At 58.6% G+C, this 23268-nt stretch carries 24 protein-coding genes; 13 read left to right on the top strand and 11 right to left on the bottom strand.

Annotated features, from left to right (window positions below):
- Positions 1-128: 128 nt before the first annotated feature.
- From F8N62_RS11975 to trpE, 4 genes are all read left to right on the top strand, one after another.
- On the top strand, positions 129-1277 hold the full coding sequence (locus F8N62_RS11975; RefSeq protein WP_150711119.1) for an iron-containing alcohol dehydrogenase: 1149 nt from the start codon (positions 129-131) through the stop codon (positions 1275-1277).
- Between the two features lie 80 nt (positions 1278-1357).
- Positions 1358-2032, top strand: a complete 675-nt coding sequence (gene rpe, locus F8N62_RS11970) for a ribulose-phosphate 3-epimerase (protein WP_150711118.1) — start codon at positions 1358-1360, stop codon at positions 2030-2032.
- On the top strand, positions 2029-2847 hold the full coding sequence (locus tag F8N62_RS11965) for a phosphoglycolate phosphatase (RefSeq protein ID WP_150711117.1): 819 nt from the start codon (positions 2029-2031) through the stop codon (positions 2845-2847). The genes rpe and F8N62_RS11965 overlap by 4 nt, the downstream gene beginning before the upstream one ends.
- Before the next feature lie 71 nt (positions 2848-2918).
- Positions 2919-4400 carry an anthranilate synthase component I gene (trpE, locus tag F8N62_RS11960; RefSeq protein ID WP_150711116.1) on the top strand — a complete coding sequence of 494 codons (1482 nt, stop codon included), beginning with the start codon at positions 2919-2921 and terminating at the stop codon, positions 4398-4400.
- Positions 4401-4481: 81 nt separating this feature from the next.
- On the opposite strand, the gene estP is transcribed toward trpE, so the two are convergent.
- On the bottom strand, positions 4482-6389 hold the full coding sequence (gene estP, locus F8N62_RS11955) for an esterase EstP (protein ID WP_150711115.1): 1908 nt from the start codon (positions 6387-6389) through the stop codon (positions 4482-4484).
- A 23-nt stretch (positions 6390-6412) separates the two neighbouring features.
- Positions 6413-6748: a hypothetical protein gene (locus tag F8N62_RS31505; protein ID WP_191632378.1), complete on the bottom strand. Its 336-nt coding sequence runs from the start codon at positions 6746-6748 to the stop codon at positions 6413-6415.
- A gap of 47 nt (positions 6749-6795) precedes the next feature.
- On the opposite strand from F8N62_RS31505, the gene F8N62_RS11950 reads away from it, so the two are divergent.
- From F8N62_RS11950 to F8N62_RS11935, 4 genes are all read left to right on the top strand, one after another.
- The gene (locus F8N62_RS11950) at positions 6796-7389 is read left to right on the top strand and encodes an aminodeoxychorismate/anthranilate synthase component II (protein WP_150711114.1); all 594 of its coding nucleotides are present in this window, start codon (positions 6796-6798) and stop codon (positions 7387-7389) included.
- A gap of 9 nt (positions 7390-7398) precedes the next feature.
- Complete coding sequence (trpD, locus tag F8N62_RS11945; protein WP_150711113.1) at positions 7399-8448, top strand: anthranilate phosphoribosyltransferase; 1050 nt, start codon at positions 7399-7401, stop codon at positions 8446-8448.
- A complete protein-coding gene (trpC, locus tag F8N62_RS11940; RefSeq protein ID WP_150711112.1) occupies positions 8445-9281 on the top strand; it encodes an indole-3-glycerol phosphate synthase TrpC in 837 nt (278 codons plus the stop codon). The genes trpD and trpC overlap by 4 nt, the downstream gene beginning before the upstream one ends.
- 139 nt (positions 9282-9420) lie before the next feature.
- Positions 9421-10122 (top strand): biotin/lipoate A/B protein ligase family protein, encoded by a 702-nt coding sequence (locus F8N62_RS11935; RefSeq protein ID WP_150711111.1) that lies wholly within the window; start codon positions 9421-9423, stop codon positions 10120-10122.
- Between the two features lie 10 nt (positions 10123-10132).
- On the opposite strand, the gene crp is transcribed toward F8N62_RS11935, so the two are convergent.
- The gene (crp, locus tag F8N62_RS11930) at positions 10133-10777 is read right to left on the bottom strand and encodes a cAMP-activated global transcriptional regulator CRP (RefSeq protein ID WP_150711110.1); all 645 of its coding nucleotides are present in this window, start codon (positions 10775-10777) and stop codon (positions 10133-10135) included.
- 250 nt (positions 10778-11027) lie between these two features.
- Here crp and F8N62_RS11925 point away from each other — a divergent pair, with 250 nt between their 5' ends.
- Both F8N62_RS11925 and speD read left to right on the top strand, forming a co-directional pair.
- Positions 11028-11450: an OsmC family protein gene (locus F8N62_RS11925; RefSeq protein WP_007941657.1), complete on the top strand. Its 423-nt coding sequence runs from the start codon at positions 11028-11030 to the stop codon at positions 11448-11450.
- A 239-nt stretch (positions 11451-11689) separates the two neighbouring features.
- The gene (speD, locus tag F8N62_RS11920; RefSeq protein WP_150711109.1) at positions 11690-12484 is read left to right on the top strand and encodes an adenosylmethionine decarboxylase; all 795 of its coding nucleotides are present in this window, start codon (positions 11690-11692) and stop codon (positions 12482-12484) included.
- A 119-nt stretch (positions 12485-12603) separates the two neighbouring features.
- Here speD and coq7 read toward each other — a convergent pair whose 3' ends face one another.
- The 6 genes from coq7 to hemJ form a co-directional block, all read right to left on the bottom strand.
- Entirely contained in the window at positions 12604-13251 is a 648-nt protein-coding gene (gene coq7 / locus F8N62_RS11915) for a 2-polyprenyl-3-methyl-6-methoxy-1,4-benzoquinone monooxygenase (protein WP_150711108.1), read from the bottom strand.
- 185 nt (positions 13252-13436) lie between these two features.
- Positions 13437-13775 carry a histidine triad nucleotide-binding protein gene (locus F8N62_RS11910; protein ID WP_008027110.1) on the bottom strand — a complete coding sequence of 113 codons (339 nt, stop codon included), beginning with the start codon at positions 13773-13775 and terminating at the stop codon, positions 13437-13439.
- 81 nt (positions 13776-13856) lie between these two features.
- A complete protein-coding gene (locus F8N62_RS11905; protein WP_150711107.1) occupies positions 13857-14645 on the bottom strand; it encodes an SDR family NAD(P)-dependent oxidoreductase in 789 nt (262 codons plus the stop codon).
- Between the two features lie 61 nt (positions 14646-14706).
- Complete coding sequence (locus tag F8N62_RS11900) at positions 14707-15684, bottom strand: DUF805 domain-containing protein (protein ID WP_150711106.1); 978 nt, start codon at positions 15682-15684, stop codon at positions 14707-14709.
- Positions 15685-15775: 91 nt separating this feature from the next.
- Positions 15776-16744, bottom strand: coding sequence for an NAD(P)H-dependent flavin oxidoreductase (locus F8N62_RS11895; protein WP_150711105.1), 969 nt, complete (start codon positions 16742-16744; stop codon positions 15776-15778).
- A gap of 33 nt (positions 16745-16777) precedes the next feature.
- The gene (gene hemJ, locus F8N62_RS11890) at positions 16778-17206 is read right to left on the bottom strand and encodes a protoporphyrinogen oxidase HemJ (RefSeq protein ID WP_150711104.1); all 429 of its coding nucleotides are present in this window, start codon (positions 17204-17206) and stop codon (positions 16778-16780) included.
- Between the two features lie 135 nt (positions 17207-17341).
- Here hemJ and argC point away from each other — a divergent pair, with 135 nt between their 5' ends.
- Positions 17342-18376: an N-acetyl-gamma-glutamyl-phosphate reductase gene (gene argC, locus F8N62_RS11885; protein ID WP_150711103.1), complete on the top strand. Its 1035-nt coding sequence runs from the start codon at positions 17342-17344 to the stop codon at positions 18374-18376.
- 167 nt (positions 18377-18543) lie between these two features.
- Entirely contained in the window at positions 18544-18894 is a 351-nt protein-coding gene (erpA, locus tag F8N62_RS11880) for an iron-sulfur cluster insertion protein ErpA (RefSeq protein ID WP_007947969.1), read from the top strand.
- A gap of 73 nt (positions 18895-18967) precedes the next feature.
- Here the strand turns inward: erpA and F8N62_RS11875 are convergent, their stop codons facing one another.
- Together F8N62_RS11875 and F8N62_RS11870 are read right to left on the bottom strand one after the other, a co-directional pair.
- The gene (locus F8N62_RS11875) at positions 18968-20059 is read right to left on the bottom strand and encodes an anhydro-N-acetylmuramic acid kinase (protein WP_150711102.1); all 1092 of its coding nucleotides are present in this window, start codon (positions 20057-20059) and stop codon (positions 18968-18970) included.
- A gap of 3 nt (positions 20060-20062) precedes the next feature.
- Positions 20063-21490: a peptidoglycan DD-metalloendopeptidase family protein gene (locus F8N62_RS11870; RefSeq protein WP_150711101.1), complete on the bottom strand. Its 1428-nt coding sequence runs from the start codon at positions 21488-21490 to the stop codon at positions 20063-20065.
- Between the two features lie 211 nt (positions 21491-21701).
- Between F8N62_RS11870 and tyrS the strand changes: the two genes are divergently transcribed.
- The gene (gene tyrS / locus F8N62_RS11865; RefSeq protein WP_150711348.1) at positions 21702-22901 is read left to right on the top strand and encodes a tyrosine--tRNA ligase; all 1200 of its coding nucleotides are present in this window, start codon (positions 21702-21704) and stop codon (positions 22899-22901) included.
- The last annotated feature ends 367 nt before the right edge of the window (positions 22902-23268 follow it).

Below are 23268 nucleotides of genomic sequence, written 5' to 3'. Positions count from 1 at the left end.
TCGCAGCCTTCGGCAGCTCCTACAGGTGTTTTATGGTGGTCCGGTCATTCACAAGCTGAATAGCAGACAACTCCCAATCCCCAGCTACTATTGTGCCCGGCTCCCCTATCTATAAGAGGCTGCGCACGATGAGTATTTCCTCTTTCAAAATTGCCCACAAACTGATCACCGGCGCAGGTGCCATCGAGCAGTTGTCCGCCGAATTAACCCGCCTGGACATCGACAACCCGCTGATCGTCACCGATGCCGCACTGGTCAAGTCCGGCACGGTAGCGCTGGCGCTCGCGCAGTTAGGCGAGCGGAGTTACGAAATTTTCGACCGCGTACTGCCGGATCCGGAAATCGCCATTGTCGAAGACTGCATGCGGGTTTACCGCGAAGGCGGCCATGACGGCCTGATCGGCCTCGGTGGCGGCAGCGCCATCGACATCGCCAAAAGTGTGGCGGCGTATGCCGGTTATCACGGTGCGCTGGAGGATTTGTTCGGTATCGACCAGGTCCCGCGCAAAGGCCCGCCGCTGATTGCGATCCCGACCACCGCCGGCACCGGTTCGGAAGTGACCAACGTCGCGATCCTCTCCGACAAGGTCGCGCAGCTGAAAAAAGGCATTGTCAGCGATTATCTGTTGCCGGACGTGGCGCTGGTCAGCCCGCAAATGACCCTGACCTGCCCGCGCAGTGTCACCGCCGCCAGCGGCGTCGATGCGCTGGTGCACGCCATCGAATCTTACCTGTCGGTCAACGCCTCGGCGATTACCGACGCGCTGGCCATCGGCGCAATCAAGTTGATCGCCAAGGCGCTGCCCAAGGCTTACGCCAACCCGTCCAACCTGCAAGCGCGTGAAGACATGGCCACCGCCAGCCTGATGGCCGGCATGGCGTTCGGCAACGCCGGCGTCGGCGCGGTGCATGCGCTGGCGTACCCGCTGGGGGGGCGCTTCAACATTGCCCACGGCGTCAGCAACGCCTTGTTGCTGCCGTATGTCATGACCTGGAACAAAATGGCCTGCGTCGAGCGCATGCAGGAGATTGCCGAAGCCATGGGCGTGAAGACCGCTCATCTGAGCGCCAACGAAGCGGCCGATAAAGCTGTGGAGGCGATGACTGAGCTGTGCGCCGCCGTGGAAATCCCCTCGGGCCTGCGCAGTTTCGGGGTTCCCGAGGATGCGATCCCGGCCATGGCCCTCGAAGCGGCAGGGATCGAGCGTCTGATGCGTAACAATCCGCGCAAGCTGAGCGCGGTTGATATCGAGAAAATCTATCGAGCGGCCTACTGATCATCGTCGTCACGGTGCGCGCGCCAAAGCAGGAGGTATACAATGCGCGCCATCTTGATTCTGCTCAGATAAGGTGCGTCATGCAGCCCTTCGTAATTGCTCCGTCGATTCTCTCCGCCGACTTCGCCCGCCTGGGTGAAGAAGTGGACAACGTTCTGGCCGCCGGCGCCGACTTCGTGCACTTCGATGTCATGGATAATCACTACGTGCCGAACCTGACCATCGGCCCGATGGTCTGCGCCGCGCTGCGTAAATACGGCGTGACCGCGCCGATCGACGCGCACCTGATGGTCAGCCCGGTGGACCGCATCGTCGGTGATTTCATCGAAGCCGGGGCGACCTACATCACTTTCCACCCGGAAGCCACGCAGCACGTTGATCGCTCTTTGCAACTGATCCGCGAAGGTGGCTGCAAGTCGGGCCTGGTGTTCAACCCGGCGACCCCGCTGGACGTACTCAAGTACGTGATGGACAAGGTCGACATGATCCTGCTGATGAGCGTCAACCCGGGCTTCGGCGGACAGAAGTTCATCCCCGGCACACTCGACAAGTTGCGTGAGGCACGTGCGCTGATCGAGGCGTCCGGGCGTGACATTCGCCTGGAAATCGACGGTGGCGTGAACGTGAACAACATCCGTGAAATCGCCGCCGCCGGGGCTGATACCTTCGTGGCGGGCTCGGCGATCTTCAATGCGCCGAACTACCAGGAAGTAATCGAGAAGATGCGTTCCGAACTGGCGCTGGCCCGCCCATGAGCGGCTTCGAGCAGCTGTTTCCGGGCCGCCTGCCGCGTCTGGTGATGTTCGATCTGGATGGCACGCTGGTCGATTCGGTCCCGGACCTCTCGGCCGCGGTGGATAACATGCTGCTCAAACTCGGGCGCCAGCCTGCCGGCATCGAATCGGTGCGTGAGTGGGTCGGTAACGGCGTGCACATGCTGATACGCCGGGCGCTGGCCAATCACATCGACGCTAAAGGCGTTGATGAGGTCGAGGCTGAACATGCTCTGGAATTGTTCAATGGCTTTTATGAGGACGGACATGCGCTCACGGTGGTGTACCCCGGCGTGCGCGACACCCTCAAGTGGCTGAACAAGCAAGGCGTGGAAATGGCCCTGATCACCAACAAGCCGGAGCGCTTCGTCGCGCCGCTGCTGGACCAGATGAAAATCGGCCGTTACTTCAAATGGATCATCGGCGGAGACACCCTGCCACAGAAAAAACCTGACCCGGCCGCGCTGTTTTTCGTGATGAAAATGGCCAACATTCCGGCGTCGCAATCGTTGTTCGTCGGCGACTCGCGCAGCGACGTGCTGGCGGCAAAGGCGGCCGGGGTCAAATGCGTGGCCCTCAGTTATGGCTATAACCATGGCCGGCCGATTGCCGAAGAAGCGCCCGCGCTGGTCATCGACGATCTTCGTAAACTAATTCCCGGTTGCCTGGATCCGGCCGCTGGGATAACGTTGGGCGACTCAGTTCAACCCCCTTCTGGAAACGCCATCGTGGTGGTCACTCGCAAACTCTGGATGAAAGTCATCAAGGCCCTGGCCCGCTGGCGTTGGCGCGCCTGACTTGTTCCTGGCCGGCCTACCGGCGCGTTTGCATACCTGACTGTTAGCACCTCAAGCCACGAGGCTACTCAATGATCCGCGAAGAATTCCTGCGTTTGGCCGCTGCCGGCTATAACCGCATCCCGCTTGCCTGCGAAACCCTGGCCGACTTCGACACGCCGCTGTCGATCTACCTGAAACTGGCTGACCAGCCCAATTCCTACCTGCTCGAATCCGTGCAGGGCGGGGAGAAGTGGGGCCGTTACTCGATCATCGGCCTGCCGTGCCGCACCGTGCTGCGGGTTCACGACCATCACATCAGCGTGACCCACGATGGCGTCGAGATCGAAAGCCATGAAGCGCAGGATCCGCTGGCGTTTGTCGAAGCGTTCAAAGCCCGCTACAACGTACCGACCATCCCCGGCCTGCCACGTTTCAACGGTGGCCTGGTGGGTTACTTCGGTTACGACTGCGTGCGCTATGTGGAAAAGCGTCTGGGCAAGTGCCCGAACCCGGATCCGCTGGGCGTGCCGGACATTCTGCTGATGGTGTCCGACGCGGTAGTGGTGTTCGACAACCTCGCCGGCAAGATGCACGCCATCGTCCTGGCCGATCCGGCGCAAGAAGATGCCTTCGAACAAGGTCAGGCGCGCCTGCAAGAGCTGCTGGAAAAACTTCGTCAGCCGATCACGCCACGCCGTGGCCTGGATTTCAGCAAGCAACAATCGGCTGATCCGGTGTTCCGGTCCAGTTTCACCCAGAACGATTACGAAAAAGCCGTCGACACTATCAAGGAATACATCCTCGCCGGTGACTGCATGCAAGTCGTGCCGTCCCAGCGCATGTCGATTGACTTCAAGGCCGCACCGATTGATCTGTACCGGGCGCTGCGCTGCTTCAACCCGACGCCTTATATGTACTTCTTCAACTTCGGCGACTTCCACGTCGTCGGCAGTTCACCGGAAGTGCTGGTGCGGGTCGAAGACAATCTGATCACCGTGCGCCCGATTGCCGGCACTCGCCCACGCGGAGCCAACGAAGAGGCTGACCTGGCGCTGGAAAAAGACCTGCTGTCCGACGACAAGGAAATCGCAGAGCACTTGATGCTGATCGACCTGGGTCGTAACGACACGGGTCGCGTCTCGGAAATCGGTTCGGTGAAGCTCACCGAGAAGATGGTCATCGAGCGCTATTCCAACGTAATGCACATCGTTTCCAACGTCACCGGGCAGTTGAAGGCCGGGCTGACGGCGATGGACGCACTGCGGGCGATTCTGCCGGCGGGCACCTTGTCCGGTGCGCCGAAGATTCGCGCGATGGAAATCATCGACGAACTGGAACCGGTCAAGCGTGGCGTCTACGGCGGCGCGGTCGGTTACTTTGCCTGGAACGGCAACATGGACACCGCGATTGCTATCCGCACCGCAGTGATCAAGAACGGCGAACTGCACGTGCAGGCCGGTGGCGGCATTGTTGCCGACTCGGTGCCGGCGCTGGAATGGGAAGAAACCCTGAACAAGCGTCGCGCCATGTTCCGTGCAGTGGCGTTGGCGGAGCAAACGCCCGACACCTGAGTTCCCCAGAGGCTCTCATCAGACTTAAAAAACGCGGCGCCTGTAAAGGTGTCGCGTTTTTTTATACGGGGCATTGATCGGTCAGAAGTCCAGCGCTACCCCAACGGTAAGTCCTTGCTGGGTAAAATCATCGTCCTTGCGAAACGTATACCCCCCACGCAACGCGAGGTCGGCCGTCAACTTGTGGCTGACTCCCAGGCTCACGCGATTCAGATGACTTTGCGGTGTATAACCGTCCAGCCTGAAATCGAGGGACGGCAGACTGTTGAGGGCAATGTTGACTTTCTGCGTGTCATCCTCGTATTCGCGCTCGTAAGCGTATTCGCCGAACACCTGAGTCTGCGGGGTGATCTGGAATTTGCCCTGAAGCCCGGCGCCCAGTCGTTTGGAGTCGCGTTGCTGGTCATCAAAGGTCAGCGCAGTGGAGCGGTTGCTGTTCTCGGTATAGCCGTCCACTTCCACTTTCGCGTAATCGGCACTGAGGAACGGCGACAAATGCCAAGCGCTGCCCGGTTGCGCAATGTCGTAACCGACGCGCGTGCTGAATGCCCAGAGGTAGCCTTCGGTATCACCTTTTTCCGCTCCCTCGCTGGCGCCGAGGTCGAATTTGCGTTTGAGGTTGTCGTAGTCGAGTTTGCCGCCGGTCAACGCAGCATCCGCCCACCAGCGATTCTGTTGGAATTGCGCGAAAGCAGTAGCCAGATAGCTGTTGAGTTTGTAGTCCGAGTCATTATTGCCGGCTTCCAGTTCCTGACGATAGAAACCCGCCGCGAGTCCCACGCGCCACGCGTCATTCAGGCGATAGCTGCCACCGATGTTCAGGTTGTAGCCGCTGCCGTCGGCACTGGCGCCACTGCTTTGGCTGTCGACATCCAGGTGCTGGCCACCACCGGCGACAATTGCGCGCCATTGACCGACTGCTTGCCAGTCTTCCCAGTCCGATTGCCATTGGCTGCGCAATTCATCCTGATGCGCACGTAGCGTGGCGTGAGCCATTTCCGGCAAGAGCGTCAGTTCCCACGGCGCTGCCAGCAGGGAATAGGCGTAATCGGAAATCAGCTTTTGTCCGGCCTCGGTTGGATGAACGCCATCGTTATAGATCAGTCTGCTCGGGTCCGGCGTGGCACTGTTGATGCCATACGCAGCGTTTTCAATGCAGCCGTTGCCACTGAAACAGGTGCCGATCAGATTCTGGTCGGCGGCGAGACCGAACCGCGCCGGATCGGCAAAGGTTTCCTGCAACAGAAGCGGAACGTTCAACGGAATGATTTCGGCATCTATGCCTTCCAGTCGAGTGACCAGTTGTCGGTTGAACGCCGTGCTCAGTTGTGAGGTAGCCGCCTGCTGCGGCGTGCCATTGATAGCCGGTGTCAAACCCAGGTCCGGCAGCAGCCAGACCATGACGTAGCGTGCGCCAGCGGTTTGCAGAACCTGGACGCTGTTGGCCAATCGGTCCGCAGCGGCGCCTGCCTGAGCGCCACTTTGCACGCGCCCCTGAAGAAAGTCGTTACCGCCGCCGGAAAGGTAATAAAGCGCATTTGGATCGGCGCGGAAGTTGTTGGCAGGCAGATAACCGGGTCGGGTACGCTCACCCGTGGCGGACACGGTGGTGATCGACGTCAGGATTTGATCGGTGCGGTAACCACCAACCGCCCAGTTATTGCCGTCCGGCAGGCCTTGCCCGGCTCGCGCGGCCGAGGTCGAAGCGGCCGTCTGGTCCGCGGAAAACCCAAGTCTTGCGCCCAGCAGTTGAGTCGAATTCGCCGAATACACTTCACCGCTACCGGCCTGGTAGGTCGGCCCGGTCCGGTTGGTAAAGCGCAAGGTCGAGCCATTGGGCCCACCGGTATCAGTGAATTGTCCGGCATCGTTGAGGCTATCGCCGAACACGATGAAATTCGAGTAGGGATTGGGCGCTGCGATCGCCTGGGTGCAGGCCATGGCGAGCAAACAGGTGGCAAGCGGTACAGCCAATGTCTGTCTGATCATGAGCAAATCCGTTTGTTATTGTTTTAGTGAGTGAAACGAGCGTGCCAAAAACTATAGAGCGTGATGCCATTCGGCGCGAACTGTTCGATTGTTTCAAGCGCCTTGAGCGCGCCATATTGCACGCTCTGCCCAGCTAAGTTACTGTGCCAGGACGTATAAATGAGACCTTCCCCGTGTTGATCGTCAGCAAACTTCTGGATCAAGTCATCAAGGCACACGCCCGTTGGCGTTGGCGCGCCTGAATCTTTCTGCCGGCCCGGCCGGATCTTTATCGCTTTGCCTTCTTTACCCGCTATACAAACCGCTTTGAGGCGCGATTCCAGCGAACGACAAAGCGCAGGATGCTGCGGGTAACTCATGGGAAGGCTGAATTGAAGTCAGTGAATTCAAAGAGGTTCTCAACGCCATGTTGCTGATGATCGATAACTACGACTCTTTTACTTACAACGTTGTGCAATACCTCGGCGAGCTAGGCGCCCAGGTCAAAGTCGTGCGCAACGATGAACTCACCATCGCCGAAATCGAAGCCCTCAACCCTGAGCGAATCGTGGTTTCCCCAGGTCCGTGCACGCCGACCGAAGCCGGCGTCTCGATTGAAGTGATCAAGCATTTCGGCGGTAAATTGCCGATTCTGGGCGTGTGCCTGGGCCATCAGTCCATCGGCCAGGCCTTTGGCGGCGATGTGGTTCGCGCACGCCAGGTCATGCACGGCAAGACCAGCCCGGTGTTCCACCAGGACAAAGGTGTGTTCGAAGGCCTGAATCATCCGCTGACGGTTACGCGCTATCACTCGTTGATCGTAAAACGTGAAACGCTGCCCGACTGTCTGGAACTGACCGCCTGGACCCAGCTCGAAGACGGCTCGGTCGACGAGATCATGGGTCTGCGCCACAAGACACTGAACATCGAAGGTGTGCAGTTCCACCCTGAGTCTATCCTGACCGAACAGGGCCACGAGCTGTTTGCCAACTTCCTCAAACAAACCGGCGGCACGCGCTAAGGACTTTCCATGAATATCAAGACAGCCCTGGGCCGTATCGTCGAGCAGCTCGACCTCAGCACCGAAGAGATGCGCGATGTCATGCGCGAAATCATGACCGGCCAATGCACGGACGCGCAGATCGGCGCGTTCATGATGGCCATGCGCATGAAAAGCGAAAGCATCGACGAGATCGTCGGCGCCGTGTCGGTGATGCGTGAGCTGGCGGACAAGGTCGAACTCAAGACCCTCGACGGCGTCGTCGATGTGGTCGGCACCGGCGGCGACGGTGCGAACATTTTCAACGTCTCCACCGCGTCCTCCTTCGTGGTGGCAGCGGCGGGTTGCACCGTGGCCAAGCACGGCAACCGTGCGGTGTCGGGTAAGAGCGGCAGCGCGGACCTGCTGGAAGCCGCCGGAATCTATCTGAACCTGACACCGGTTCAGGTGGCGCGCTGCATCGACAACGTCGGCATCGGTTTCATGTTTGCCCAGTCACATCACAGTGCCATGAAGTACGCCGCCGGCCCGCGTCGCGAGTTGGGCCTGCGCACCCTGTTCAACATGCTTGGCCCGCTTACGAATCCGGCTGGCGTGAAACATCAGGTGGTGGGCGTGTTCAGCCAGGCGCTGTGCCGGCCGTTGGCCGAAGTCTTGCAGCGCTTGGGCAGCAAGCATGTGCTGGTGGTGCATTCGAAGGACGGCCTGGATGAGTTCAGTCTGGCCGCGCCGACCTTCGTCGCGGAATTGAAAAACGACCAGGTCACCGAGTATTGGGTCGAGCCGGAAGACTTGGGCATGAAGAGCCAGAGCCTGCACGGTCTATCGGTGGAAAGCCCGGCAGCTTCCCTTGAATTGATCCGTGATGCACTCGGCAAGCGCAAGACCGAAAACGGCCAGAAAGCCGCCGAGATGATCGTGCTCAATGCCGGTGCTGCGTTGTACGCCGCCGACCTGGCAAGCAGTTTGAAAGAGGGCGTTGCCCTGGCGCACGATGCGCTGCACACAGGCCTCGCTCGGGAAAAACTTGAGGAGTTGGGTGCATTTACCGCGGTATTCAGAGTGGAGAATGAGGGATGAGTGTACCGACGGTTCTGGAAAACATTCTGGCGCGCAAAGTCCAGGAAGTCGCCGAGCGTAGCGCTCGTGTGAGCCTGGCAGAGCTGGAAAGTCTGGCCAAGGCGGCCGATGCACCCCGTGGTTTTGCCAAGGCGTTGATCGATCAGGCCAAATCGAAGCATCCGGCGGTCATTGCTGAAATCAAGAAAGCGTCGCCGAGCAAAGGGGTGATCCGCGCGAACTTCATGCCTGCCGATATTGCCAAAAGCTACGAGAAGGGCGGGGCAACCTGTCTGTCGGTGCTGACCGACATCGATTACTTTCAGGGCGCTGATGCCTATCTGCAACAGGCGCGGGCGGCGTGCTCATTGCCGGTTATCCGCAAGGATTTCATGATTGATCCTTACCAGATCGTCGAAGCCCGGGCGTTGGGCGCCGACTGCGTGCTGTTGATCGTCTCCGCGCTGGATGACGTGAAAATGGCCGAACTGGCGGCGGTGGCCAAGAGCGTCGGCCTCGATGTGCTGGTGGAAGTGCACGATGGCGACGAGTTGGAGCGGGCCTTGAAAACCCTCGATACGCCGTTGGTGGGCGTGAACAACCGCAATCTGCACACTTTCGACGTCAGCCTCGAAACCACCCTCGACTTGTTGCCGCGGATCCCGCGTGACCGATTGGTGATTACCGAAAGCGGCATCCTCAATCGGGCCGATGTCGAGCTGATGGAAATCAGCGACGTGTATGCGTTTCTGGTCGGCGAAGCGTTCATGCGAGCGGAAAGCCCGGGCACGGAACTGCAGCGTTTGTTCTTCCCGGAGCGTGGTACAGCGGTGAGTGGTTCTACGCTCGACTGAACACCGCTTCGCGAGCAGGCTCGCTCCCACAAGGGATCGGTCACAAAGTTTGTGCCCACCATCGATCAAATGTGGGAGCGAGCCTGCTCGCGAAAGCGGCATAAGAAGCACCACAGACTTAAAGTCCTACGGAATCCTTATGACCTCACCTGTTTCATTGACCGTCGAAGCCGGCCTGCAAGCCGAACAGGATTTGTTGGCGTCGGTCTGTGCCGGAGACAGTGAATTCGGCCTGCTGTTCTGGCAACCCAGCGACCAGGCACTGGTCATGCCGCGCCGCTTGAACCGCCTGCCTGGCTTCGAAGCTGCCTGCGAGATATCGGCGGTAGCCGGATGGCCAGTCCTCCTGCGCGAAACCGGCGGCGAGCCAGTGCCTCAATCAGCTTCGACAATCAACATCGCCCTGGTGTATGCGCCACCGCGCAGCGAAGGTGATCTGAACCGCATCGAATCCGCTTACCAACGATTGTGCGATCCGATTTGTCAGTTGCTCGATGAACTGGGTGGCACTTCGTCACTGGGCGAGATCGACGGCGCCTTCTGCGATGGCCGTTTCAACGTCAACCTCGACGGTCGCAAAATGGTTGGCACTGCGCAGCGCTGGCGCCAGAGCCAGGGTGGTTCGCGTCCGGTTGGTTTGGTCCACGGTGCCTTGTTGCTGGACAACGAACGCGAGGCGATGGTCGCGGCGGTCAATCGATTCAATGAGGCATGCGGCCTGGAGCAGCGGGTTCGCGCCGAAAGCCATATTGCCCTGCATGAAAAGTTTGCTGCGCCGGATGCGCTGGACCGGCTCGATGCGCTCTATCGCCAGTCGCTGGCGGACCTGTTCAAAGCTTGAATTTTCGAGCCTAGCGCGTACCGAAGACCACCATGGTCTTGCCTTTGACGTCCACCAGGTTGCGTTCTTCCAGATCCTTGAGCACGCGCCCCACCATCTCCCGGGAACACCCGACAATCCGCCCGATTTCCTGACGGGTTACCTTGATCTGCATGCCGTCGGGGTGGGTCATGGCATCTGGCTGTTTGCACAGTTCCAGCAGGCAGCGGGCGACGCGGCCGGTGACATCGAAGAACGCCAGGTCACCGACCTTGCGCGTGGTGTTGCGTAGGCGTTGTGCGATTTGTCCGCTGAGGACGTAAAGAATGTCTGGATCTTGCTGGGACAACTCGCGGAACTTTGCGTAGCTGATTTCCGCGACTTCGCACTCGATCTTGGCACGTACCCAGGCGCTGCGTTGCTGTTCCAGGCCGGCCTGTTCAAACAGGCCCAACTCACCGAAAAAGTCCCCGGCGTTCAGGTAGGCAATGATCATTTCGCGGCCGTCGTCATCCTCGATCAGGATGGTGACTGAGCCCTTGATGATGAAAAACAGCGTCTCCGAGCGGTCGCCGGCACAAATGATGTTGCTCTTGGCCGCGTAACGCCGGCGCTGACAATGCATCAGCAGCTTGTCGAGGTTTTTGATTTTGGGAGTTGGGGCAATAGCAACCATGGTTGTATCCCGAAAAGACTGCACGGTATGTTTGGTTTTTTTTGTAGGAGCTGGCGCAGCCTGCGATCTTTTTGCTGGTTGCAAAGCTGGCTATGCGCCAGCGAAGTGGCGCCAGCTTAACAGACACTTCCCGCGATATTCGAGAATTTGCCTACAAAGGCCGACGGTTATGTCCTAGGAAGGCGAGCGCTGTCAATCAAGGGCCCTGTGCTAAGCTGGCGACCCTTTTTTAGACAGTGGAGTCTTGGTGATGAAGGCACGCATCCAATGGGCTGGCGAAGCCATGTTCCTCGGTGAATCCGGTAGCGGTCATGTCGTGGTCATGGATGGTCCGCCCGATGCCGGTGGTCGTAACCTGGGTGTCCGGCCGATGGAAATGCTCCTGCTGGGTGTCGGCGGATGCAGCAATTTCGACGTGGTCAGCATCCTCAAGAAGTCCCGGCAGGCCGTGGAAAGCTGCGAAGCCTTCCTCGAGGCCGAGCGTGCGACCGAGGACCCGAAGGTGTTCACCAAGATCCACATGCACTTTGTGGTCAAAGGCCGCGGGTTGAAAGAAGCCCAGGTCAAACGCGCCATCGAGCTGTCGGCCGAGAAGTATTGCTCTGCCTCGATCATGCTCGGCGCCGCCGGTGTGGCGATTACCCACGACTACGAAATCATCGAACTCGGTTGAATCGACATTCAACTATCATAAAAGCAGTGCAGACTCTGGCGATCCCAAGCTGACGTCTGCATAATGCGCCACTTTTTTCAGGGTCGTGGTCCGTCAACCGACTGGCCGCCTGCCCGAACAGACAACCAAAATCGCCATCGCGAAGAGGTGTTAACCGTCCTACGCAGGTGCGTCGTTCGCATCTGACGGGCATGCTTGATCACGCGGCTCGGGCCGCAATACATAGAGAGTTTTTAACGGTGAAAAGCAAACTCAAGCTCCACGGGTTCAATAACCTGACAAAGACCTTGAGCTTCAACATCTATGACATCTGCTACGCGGAAACCCCGCAAGACCAACAGGCTTACGTCGAGTACATCAATGAAGAGTACAACGCGAAGCGCCTGACGCAGATCCTCACAGAAGTTGTCGATATCATTGGTGCCAACATCCTGAACATTGCCAGTCAGGACTACGACCCACAAGGCGCCAGCGTCACGATTCTGATCTCGGAAGAGCCGGTGACCCCGACTGAAAGCCAGATCGAAGAGTCCCCGGGCCCGCTGCCTGAAATTATCCTGGCCCACCTCGACAAGAGCCACATCACGGTGCACACCTATCCGGAAATCCATCCGGACGCCGGTATTGCGACCTTCCGTGTGGACATTGACGTGTCGACCTGTGGCGTCATTTCACCGCTTAAAGCGCTCAACTTCCTCATTCACCAGTTCGATTCGGACATTGTGACCGTGGATTATCGTGTACGCGGTTTCACCCGTGATGTTGAAGGCAACAAGCACTTCATCGATCACGAGATCAACTCGATCCAGAACTACCTGTCCGAAGACACCCGCGACGCGTATCAGATGACCGACGTCAACGTGTACCAGGAAAACCTGTTCCACACCAAAATGCTGCTGAAGAACTTCGAACTGGATAACTACCTGTTCGGCGACGCGACCAACAGCCTGTCCACTGAGCAGCGTGCTCAGGTGACGGACCGTGTGAAACACGAAATGCTCGAAATCTTCTACGCGCGCAACATGCCGACCTGAGATTTTCCGAGCACAAAAAAGGCGACTACCTCACGGCAGTCGCCTTTTTTATGTCTGTCGCAAAACCCCTTGTGGGAGCGAGCCTGCTCGCGAAAGCGTTTTGCGTACCGGCGCCGGAATCAGATCCGATAAGTACTTTTAGTCATCACCTTCGCCAACAAACTCATCCCGAACTTCACCGGCGCCGGAAACCTGAAACCGCCGGCGTCCAGCGCACTTTCCGCGTGATGCTCTTCATCAATCCGCATCTGCTCAAGAATCGCCCGGGACTTTTCATCCTCAGCCGGCAACTGCTCCAAGTGTTCATTCAAGTGCTTGCACACCTGATGCTCGGTAGCGGCAACAAACCCCAGGCTAACCTTGTCGCTGATCAACCCGGCCACCGCACCGATCCCGAACGACATGCCATAGAACAACGGATTGAGGATGCTGGTGTGGCTGCCCAACTGTTTGATGCGTTGCTCGCACCAGACCAGGTGGTCGATTTCTTCTTCGGCGGCATGCTCCATGGCCGCGCGCACGTGCGGCAGCTTGGCGGTCAGGGCCTGGCCTTGATACAACGCCTGGGCACAGACCTCGCCGGTATGGTTGATGCGCATCAGACCGGCCACGTGCCGGGTGTCTTCGTCGCTCATTTGCGTTTCCGGTTGCACGATCGCCGGCGACGGACGGTACGGCTGGCCACTGAAGGGCAGCAGGGTACGCATCGCGGCATCGGCTTGCAGCAGAAGACGGTCAATCGGCGAGTAGTGACGTTGGGTAGTCATGCGACCTCCGGGAAAAATCTCGGCGGCCAGTTTAACCGAATCGGCCGGGGAAGGTTTGCGCTGGGTCATTGCGGTGCGGGGTGCATCTGTAGGAGCCGGCTTGCTGGCGAAAGCGGTCAACATATTGCGGTGATCTTGCGGACGCCTTCGCCAGCAAGCCGGCTCCTACAGGGATGCGTAGGACATCAACCCGGCGGCCAGTGCATCTGGCGCTGACCCAACACGTGCATATGGATGTGGTAGACCGTCTGTCCACCTTCTTCATTGCAGTTCATGACCACGCGGAAGCCTTTCTCGCAGCCCAATTCCAGCGCAAGGCGCTGGGCAGTGAACAGAATATGCCCGGCCAATGCCTTGTCGTCCTCGGTAAGGTCGTTCAGGGTGCGCACCGGTTTCTTCGGAATCACCAAAAAATGCACCGGCGCCTGTGGGGCGATGTCGTGGAAGGCCAGTACCTGGTCGTCCTCATAAATGATTTTCGCCGGGATTTCCCGGTTGATGATCTTGGTGAACAGAGTATCCACAGCTGTTTTCTCCGTTGTTTGGGCTCGCCTGAGTGTACTGATGGGTGATCCCCTAGCCCAGTCTTTTGCCTTGAAGGTTGCTCAGCGCGGGCAGTAAGCCTTGTTAACCATGCCGGCGATTGTACGGTTCAACCAGCGTGAACCGAGTCGCGGCATGAAGGCGAACCAGCGGTTGCGCCGGCCGGGAATAATAATCGCGCGATTTTTCTCGAGGGCGCGCACGGTGTAGAGCGCAACTTCCTCGGGACTCATCAGCCATGTGCTCGCGGCCAGTTTCTCGTTGTCCAGTTGTGCGGTGCGGTAAAACGCAGTCCGCGTCGGACCAGGGCAAAGCACCGACACCTTGACTGCGCATTTCTTCAGCTCGACGCGCAAGCCTTCGGAAAAGTGCAGCACATAGGCCTTGCTCGCGTAGTAAGTGCTCATCCACGGGCCGGGCTGGAAGGCGGCAACCGATGCGACATTCAGAATCTGCCCGCCCCCCTGTAAGGCCATGCTGTTGCCGATGGCGTGACACAGGCGAGTCAGGGCCAGGATGTTCACTTCGATGAGGTCTTGCTCGGTCATCCAGTCCTGGGCCAGAAACGGGCCGCAGGTACCGATGCCGGCGCAATTCACCAGCAAGTCGATCTGCCGGTCACCTTCTTCCAGCTCCAGCAGAAACCCGGACAGGCGCAGCGGTTCGCCGAGGTCGCAGGCGCGGAACAACACCTCCACACCAAATCGTTGGGTCATTTCAATCGCAATGCTTTCCAGCTGATCACGCTGTCGGGCCACCAGGATCAGGTTGCGGCCACGGCGAGCCAGCGCTTCGGCCATCGCCAGGCCGATACCGCTGGAAGCGCCAGTGATCAGAGCGTAACGGGTCATGCAGTTCTCCATCGCAACGGCTCCGCGCCGGCGACGCGGGTGTCACGGCGGGGAGTGCTGTTCATTCTTTCGCAGAGTCTACAGGGGGCGGAGCTTCTTCGGCTGCCTCGTCTGCGGAATCGGTTGCTGGCCCGGCCTCAGCGGCGGGCTCGACTTCGACTTCGTCGGTGATGACTGAGCCGCTGTCGTAGCTGCTTTCGGTGGTGCTTTCATATTCATTCTGCAGGGCGCCAATGCCGCCCGTGACTGCACCGATGAATACAACAGCGATGAAGACTACCCATAGCGCACAAAGCACTTTTACCGCCATGGTATTGGCCGGTGGTGGAGCGCCGTATTGGTTGGCAGCCGCATTGCCCGGCAGCACCGCCAGCAAAATCGGGAACAGGCCGCCTACAAATGGCACCAGCGTCAGCAGATACAGCCAGCCGGACCAGCCCAGATCATGCAGGCGTTGAACGATGATCTGAATGCTCACGACGAAAAACGCGATGCATAGCGCGGCGCCGACGAGTCCGCCAATCACCAGACCGACCGTTGACGTCAGGGCAATCAGCGACAGACCTATGGAGATGAACACGCCGGCGACACCCAGCAGTACCAGCATCAAGGCCATCGTCCAGGCCAGATAGCGCAGGCGTCCGATACGTCCGGTGAAAGTGAAGGCCTTGAGTGTGCCGAATGCGGGTAACGTTTCACCGACCGGTGCGCGGGGTGGCGCATAAGGTGATTCGGCGTCTGGAGACCCCCATTGGTTGCGCGCAGGAGAGGGCTCGTGTACCTCGGACAGATCCAGTTCGATAGAGGGTTCGTTTTCGATCCGCGCATCGATACCGGTCTTGCTCAGCGCCTGGAGATACGTCTGAGCATCCGTGTGGGAAAGATCACGTTTGAGCGCAACCGTTCGGCCACTGAACAACCGCTCGATGGCCGTCACATCGCTTTTGAACAGGCCGGCAAGATTGAGCTTGGCGGTTGTGATGTCTACGCCTGGCAGCAGAGCGCCGTCGAATACGATCTTGAAACGGTTTTCGCTCATTTGCGAGGCATCCTTGTCGCGGGTGTCTGGAAGAGGGGGGTGAACGTATCGAGTGTAAGGCCAGCCGGGATGGGCTGGCCAAGGATTCATTTCAGCGCGGCCAGCGTTTTGGTAGCGCAGCCGCCAGCTCCTGGGCTTTTCGGTATTCCGCATCGAGGCGCGCCACTAACTGGTCCACACTTGGCAAGTCATCAATCTCGCCGACACCCTGGCCGGCGGACCACACAGTTTTCCAAGCCTTGGCTTCGTCGCTCAATGGCTTGAGCTTGGAGCCAAAGTTAACTTCGCCTTTGTTTTGCAGCGCCGCCATGTCGAAACCGGCCGCTTCCAGACTCTGACGCATGAAGCTTGCCGGCACGCCCGACACCGCTGGAGTATGGACGATGTCGGCTGCTCTTGCCGCCAGCAGCATCTCTTTGTAGGCGTCAGGCGCATGACTTTCGGTGGTGCCGATAAATCGCGTGCCGAAGTAGGCCAGATCCGCGCCGAGCAATTGCGCCGCGAGAATCTCGTGACCATGGTTCAGGCATCCGGCCAGTAGTAGCGTCTTGTCGAAAAACTGGCGGATCTCGGCAATCAGCGAAAACGGGCTCCAGGTGCCGGCGTGTCCGCCAGCGCCCGCAGCCACCGCGATCAAGCCGTCGACGCCCGCCTCGGCAGCTTTCTCGGCATGGCGGCGAGTCGTTACGTCATGGAACACCAGCCCGCCATAGCTATGGACGGCATCGACCAGTTCTTTCACGGCGCCGAGGCTGGTGATGATGATCGGCACTTTATGCTCGATGCAAATCTCCAGGTCGGCCTGCAGCCGCGGGTTACTGTTGTGGACGATCAGATTCACCGCGTAAGGCGCGGGGTTTTCCAGCCTCGCCAGGCCTGCTTCGATTTCTTCCAGCCAGGCCTTGAAGCCACTGCTTTCACGCTGGTTCAGCGCGGGGAAGCTGCCCACCACGCCATTCCGGCAGCAGGCGAGTACCAATTGCGGATTGGAAATCAGGAACATCGGCGCCGCCACGACGGGCAGACGCAAACGTTGTTCGAGCAAAGCGGGCAGCGACATTGGAAGTACCCCGGGCAGTGGTGCTGATTGAAGTTAGAACGGACGAACGACGACCAGAATTACGATAGCCAGCAATATCAAAACCGGCACTTCATTGAACCAGCGATAAAAGACATGGCTGCGGGTGTTCTCGCCACGGGCAAAACGTTTTACCTGCGCGCCGCACATATGGTGGTAGCCGATCAGGAGGACCACCAGGGTCAATTTGGCGTGAATCCACCCACCCTGACTGAATATGCTCGGGTTCAGGCCGATCAGGGCGATGCCGAAAACCAGCGTGGCGATCATCGCCGGCCCCATGATGCCGCGGTACAACCTGCGCTCCATGAGGCTGAAGCGTTCCTTGCTGACGGTGTCTTCGCTTTGGGCGTGATAGACGAACAGGCGCGGCAGATAGAACAGGCCGGCAAACCAGCAGACCATGCTGATGATATGAAGCGCTTTGAGCCACAGATAAAGCATTTTTAGTTATTCCCAGGTTCACGGTAGCCAGGATAGTAGAGGGTAGAGCGGCCGCACGTCACCTTGCCGGTTGTCGCAGGACGATGCGGGCCCTATTATCGACGGCTTTCCAGTGGGTTCGTTGAGGGCAGGTTTATGGTCAAGGTCGGTATCGTCGGCGGCACGGGTTACACCGGTGTCGAACTGCTGCGTCTGTTGGCACAGCATCCGCAAGCAGAAGTGGTCGTGATCACTTCCCGATCCGAGGCCGGTCTGGCCGTGGCTGACATGTACCCGAATCTGCGCGGTCATTACGACGGCCTGGCGTTCAGTGTTCCGGACATCAAGACCCTGGGCGCCTGCGATGTAGTGTTTTTCGCCACGCCTCACGGTGTTGCCCATGCCCTGGCCGGCGAATTGCTTGCCGCCGGAACCAAGGTCATTGACCTGTCCGCGGACTTTCGTCTACAAGACGCGGAGGAGTGGGCCAAGTGGTACGGCCAGCCACACGGTGCGCCGGAGCTGCTCGATGAGGCGGTTTATGGCTTGCCGGAAGTCAATCGCGAACACATCAGGCAGGCTCGCCTGATCGCTGTGCCGGGTTGCTATCCGACCGCGACGCAACTGGGTTTCCTGCCATTGCTCGAAGCCGGTCTGGCCGACACAACCCGCCTGATCGCTGACTGCAAATCCGGCGTCAGCGGTGCCGGTCGCGGCGCGTCTGTAGGTTCGCTGTACTCCGAGACGTCGGAAAGCATGAAGGCCTATGCCGTCAAAGGTCACCGTCACTTGCCGGAAATTCGCCAGGGGTTGCGTCGTGCCGCAGGCAAGGACGTCGGGCTGACCTTTGTTCCGCACCTCACGCCGATGATCCGTGGCATTCACTCGACGCTCTATGCGACGGTCGTGGATCGCTCGGTGGATCTGCAGGCTCTGTTTGAAAAGCGTTATGCCAACGAACCGTTCGTCGATGTGATGCCGGCGGGTAGTCATCCGGAAACCCGCAGCGTGCGCGGTGCCAACGTTTGCCGGATTGCTGTGCACCGGCCGCAAGATGGCGATCTTGTGGTGGTGTTGTCGGTGATCGATAACCTGGTCAAGGGCGCGTCGGGTCAGGCGGTGCAGAACCTCAACATCCTGTTCGGGCTTGATGAGCGTCTGGGCTTGTCCCACGCAGGCATGCTGCCGTAAGGCTGAATCTGCCTAAGCAAAAAGGCCCTGTTTCGGGCCTTTTTGCATTTGCCGCCGGCAATCGGGTTTATTGATATACCGTAACAATAGTTGACCGCTTTTCTAGGAGAAGCGGATAATGCGCGTCATCACGCATTATGGCGGCGTAACGCCGGGAGATAGTCAGCATGAGCGTCGAATCCTTCACCCCCACGGCTTTGCAATTTACCCACGGTGCCGCGCACAAGGTGAAGAGTCTGGTCGATGAAGAGGGGAATGATCGCTTGAAGCTGCGCGTATTCGTTACGGGCGGCGGTTGTTCAGGTTTTCAGTACGGCTTCACCTTCGATGAAGAAGTGGCCGATGACGACACCATCGTCGAGCGCGAGGGTGTGAGTCTGGTCGTCGATCCGATGAGCTTCCAGTACCTGGCAGGTGCCGAGGTGGATTATCAGGAAGGTCTGGAAGGTTCGCGCTTCGTGATCAAGAATCCGAATGCCAGCACTACGTGTGGCTGCGGCTCTTCGTTCTCGATCTGATCGCGCTTCACCGCATTATCAAGCGCCGCACGGCTTCAGGGCCCTGCGGCGTTTTGCTGTCCGGGATTGCGGTTCAGGCGGGGTAGATGGCGCCGAGGATGCGCAGGCCGCGGGCGCCGGTGACACTTGGGCGGTTGGCGCAGATACCTTCCAGGCAGCAATGAGCGAGCCACGCGAAGGCCATGGCTTCAACCCAGTCCGGGTCGACACCGTGACTGGCGGTGCTGCCAACGTTCGCATTTGGCAGCAGGCTGGCCAGTCGGCTCATCAGCGTGGCGTTGTGCGCGCCGCCGCCGCAGACCAGCAACTCTCGGGTGTCCGTTTGAGCGCTTTTCAGCGATTCGACGATGGTCAGTGCTGTCAGCTCAAGCAGCGTTGCTTGCACGTCTTGCGCGGCGAACGTCGGCAATTGCGAAAGGTGCTGTGTCAGCCATGGCAGGTTGAACACTTCACGCCCCGTGCTTTTCGGACCTTTGGTGATGAAGAACGGATCGCTGAGCAGTGCTTTCAATAGCATGGGTTCGACTTTACCGCTGGCAGCCCATTGGCCGTCACGATCGTAGTTGTCACCGCGCTGGTGATGAATCCAGGCATCCAGCAGCACATTCCCCGGGCCGCAGTCGAAACCCGCTACGGGTTTTCCGGGCTCGATCAGGCTGAGGTTACTAAAGCCGCCGACGTTCAATACCGCGCGATTGCCCGCGCGCTCATCGAACAGCGCCTCGTGAAACGCAGGCACCAGCGGAGCGCCTTGCCCTCCCGCGGCGACGTCACGGTTGCGAAAGTCGCTGACCACGGTGATGCCGGTCAGTTCGGTCAGCAGGGCGGGGTTGCCGATCTGCACGGTGAATCCGCGCGCCGGCTCGTGGCGAATGGTCTGGCCATGGCTACCAATCGCGCGAATGTCTTCGGGTTTGAGGTTTTGTTGGTCGAGGAGGGTGTGAACGCCCTGTGCCGCCAGCTTCACCCAGTTTTGCTGGGCAATGGCTGAACGCGCAATCTCGTCCGGACCGCTGGCGCACAAACCAAGCAGCTCGGTGCGCAGGGAATCGGGCATGGGAATGTAATGCGTGGCGATCAGCTTGATCGCCGGTGCGAGCTCGACCAGTGCGATGTCCAGGCCATCAAGGCTGGTTCCGGACATCACGCCTATATAGAGGGTCATGACTTAGCGCTTCGAAGCCAGCATGGTGGCTTTCTCTTGATCCATGCGTGCCATCAGTGGTTGGCTTTGCGCCAGGAAGCGAGCGCGTTCGGCTTTAGAGATAGGATCAGCCATCGCCACTTTTTGACCCAGCGGATCGACGTGCACGCCATTGACCTGGAATTCGTAGTGCAAGTGCGGACCGGTGGAAAGCCCGGTAGTGCCGATATAGCCGATCACTTGGCCCTGCTTGACACTGCCGCCGGTTTTCACGCCTTTGGCGAAGCCCTGCATGTGGCCGTACAAGGTGCGGTAGGTATTGCCGTGCTGGATGATCACGGTGTTGCCGTAACCACCGCGGCGACCGGCCAACAATACCTTACCGTCGCCGGCAGCCTTGATCGGCGTGCCGCGCGGCGCTGCGTAGTCGACACCTTTGTGGGCGCGGATTTTGTTCAGGATCGGGTGCTTGCGGCCCATGGAGAATTTCGAGCTGATGCGGGCAAAGTCAACCGGGGTACGGATAAACGCCTTGCGCATGCTGTTGCCGTCAGCGGTGTAGTAGCTGCTGTTGCCTTGTTTGTTGGTGTAACGCACGGCGGTGTAGGTTTTGCCGCGGTTGGTGAAGCGTGCAGAGAGGATCGGCCCGTTGCCGACAGCCTTGCCGTTGACCACTTTTTGCTCGTAGATCACGTCGAACTCATCACCCTGGCGAATATCCTGGGCGAAGTCGACGTCATAGCCAAACACGCTGGCCATGTCCATGGTCAGGCTGTGAGACAGGCCGGCGCGCGCTGCAGACTGCGACAGGGAGCTGTTGATCACCCCGTGAACGTAAGCGGAGCGCACGGTCGGCTTGGCGGTGATGCGGTTGAACACATAACCCTTGTTGTTCTTGGTCAGGGTAATGCTTTCGAGGTCACTCACCTTGCTGTGCAGGTTGGTCAGCTGACCTTCCGGGTTCAGCTCGAATTCCAGCTTCTGGCCGCGCTTGAGTTGGCTGAATTGCTTGGCTTGTTTGTCGCTGGCCAGTATTTCGTGCACGGAAGTGGCCGGAAGACCGACTTTCTCGAACAGGGTGGACAGCGTGTCACCTTTGGCGACGATCACCTCCCTGTGATTGGGAGCCTTCTTTTCTTCGGCCTTGTCTTCGACGACTGGCTCGGGAGCGGCCTGCGCCGTTTCCTGAGGCTCTTCAACGCTGTTTTCAATCTGCGCGAAAGGGGAGTTTACCGGCTCATTTGTGGCTTGGACTGCATCGGCGGCGTCTTGATCTTGTGTCAGTTGTTCAGCAGGACTTTCCAGTTCCAGACTCAGGGTTGTCTTTTTGGCTTCAACATCACTGGAAGGGAATACCAGAAGCGCCAGGCTCAGAAGAGCGGCGATGCCACTTGCAGCGAGCAGGTGGGTCTTCGGGTAAAGCGGTGGCGCTTTAGACGATTCTTTGGTCATAGGTAATTTTGACTTTGAAAAAGATGAATTGGAAAAGATGATTGACATGATGAAGATGAAATAACTGTATAAAATATAACCAAATCATCTCTGAAGCAAGTCCGGGGTCACTCTGTCAGCGGATTGGCGTCATTGCGCCGGCCGGATTTTGTATTTGGCGCGTGATCTTGTATGGTTGGTTCCCTTTGAATTCGAGCCTTACGGGTCTGTTATGAAGTCGGTTGAAGAGCAGCTAGCGCTGATCAAACGTGGTGCGGAAGAATTGTTGGTCGAGTCCGAGCTGATCGAAAAGCTCAAGCGTGGCCAGCCGCTGCGTATTAAGGCCGGCTTCGATCCGACTGCGCCGGATTTGCACCTGGGTCATACCGTGCTTATTAATAAGCTGCGCCAGTTCCAGGAGCTGGGGCATCAGGTGATCTTCCTTATAGGGGACTTCACCGGGATGATCGGTGATCCAAGCGGCAAGAGCGCAACACGTCCACCGCTGACCCGCGAGCAGGTTCTCGAGAATGCCGAGACGTACAAGACCCAGGTCTTCAAGATTCTCGATCCGGCTAAAACCGAGGTAGCGTTCAACTCGACCTGGATGGATCAGATGGGGCCGGCGGACTTCATTCGTCTGACGTCCCAATACACCGTTGCTCGCATGCTCGAGCGCGATGACTTCGACAAGCGTTACACAACCAATCAGCCAATCGCCATTCATGAGTTCCTCTATCCGCTGGTTCAGGGGTATGACTCGGTCGCTTTGCGCGCGGATATCGAGTTGGGTGGTACCGACCAGAAGTTCAACCTGCTGATGGGGCGTGAGCTGCAGCGTGGTTATGGTCAAGAGCCTCAGTGCATTCTGACCATGCCGCTGCTCGAAGGTCTGGATGGCGTCAAGAAGATGTCCAAGTCCTTGGGCAACTACGTCGGGATCCAGGAAGCGCCGGGCGTTATGTACAGCAAGCTGGTTTCCATTCCGGATGCGCTGATGTGGCGCTACTTTGAGCTGCTCAGCTTCTGCTCCATGGAAGAGATCAATGCATTCCGTGCCGATGTCGAGGCGGGTGCCAACCCTCGCGACATCAAGATCAAGCTGGCAGAAGAGATCGTTGCCCGCTTCCATGGTGAAGAGGCTGCAGCGAATGCTCATCGTGCGGCAGGCAACCGTATGAAGGATGGCGAGCTGCCGGATGATCTGCCGGAAATCGAATTGACCGCTACTGAGGATATGCCGATTGCTGCCGTCCTTAATAAGGCGGGCCTGGTGAAGAACTCGGCGGTGGCGCGGGATCTGCTGAATTCCGGTGGTGTGCGTATAGATGGCGAGGTTGTTGATCGCACCTTTATATACGTACTGGGCGCGACTCACGTTTGTCAGGCTGGAAAGAAGGCTTTTGCGCGTATTTCGCTCAAATCCGAATAAAGCTGGAAATAGGGGTTGACGGCAGATTCTGGAAGTCTATAATTCGCCCCACTTCCGGCGCAGTCGAAACGGAAAACTCCTTGGTAAACAAAGAGTTACGCGGTTTTCGACAGCGAGTTGCTTCAGATCATCGAAGCCCAGAAGGAGTTGGTAAGGCAGTGTGTTTTCGCCTTATTAACGATTCGATCTTCTCGGTCGAAAGCGGAGAAAAAGAGGTGTTGACAGCAGCGAACAACGCTGTAGAATTCGCCTCCCGCTAACGAGAGATCGGAAGCGCAAGTGGTTGAAGTTGCAGAGGAAACTTTGAAAACTTCTTAAAATAACCGCTTGACAGATACAGAGGACGCTGTAGAATGCGCGCCTCGGT

Origin of the sequence: Pseudomonas fluorescens (assembly GCF_902497785.1) — a bacterium.
In the GTDB taxonomy this organism is placed as follows: domain Bacteria; phylum Pseudomonadota; class Gammaproteobacteria; order Pseudomonadales; family Pseudomonadaceae; genus Aquipseudomonas; species Aquipseudomonas fluorescens_BO.
The sequence above is the reverse complement of the archived record's forward strand: the minus strand, read 5'-3'. Positions and strand labels throughout refer to the sequence as shown.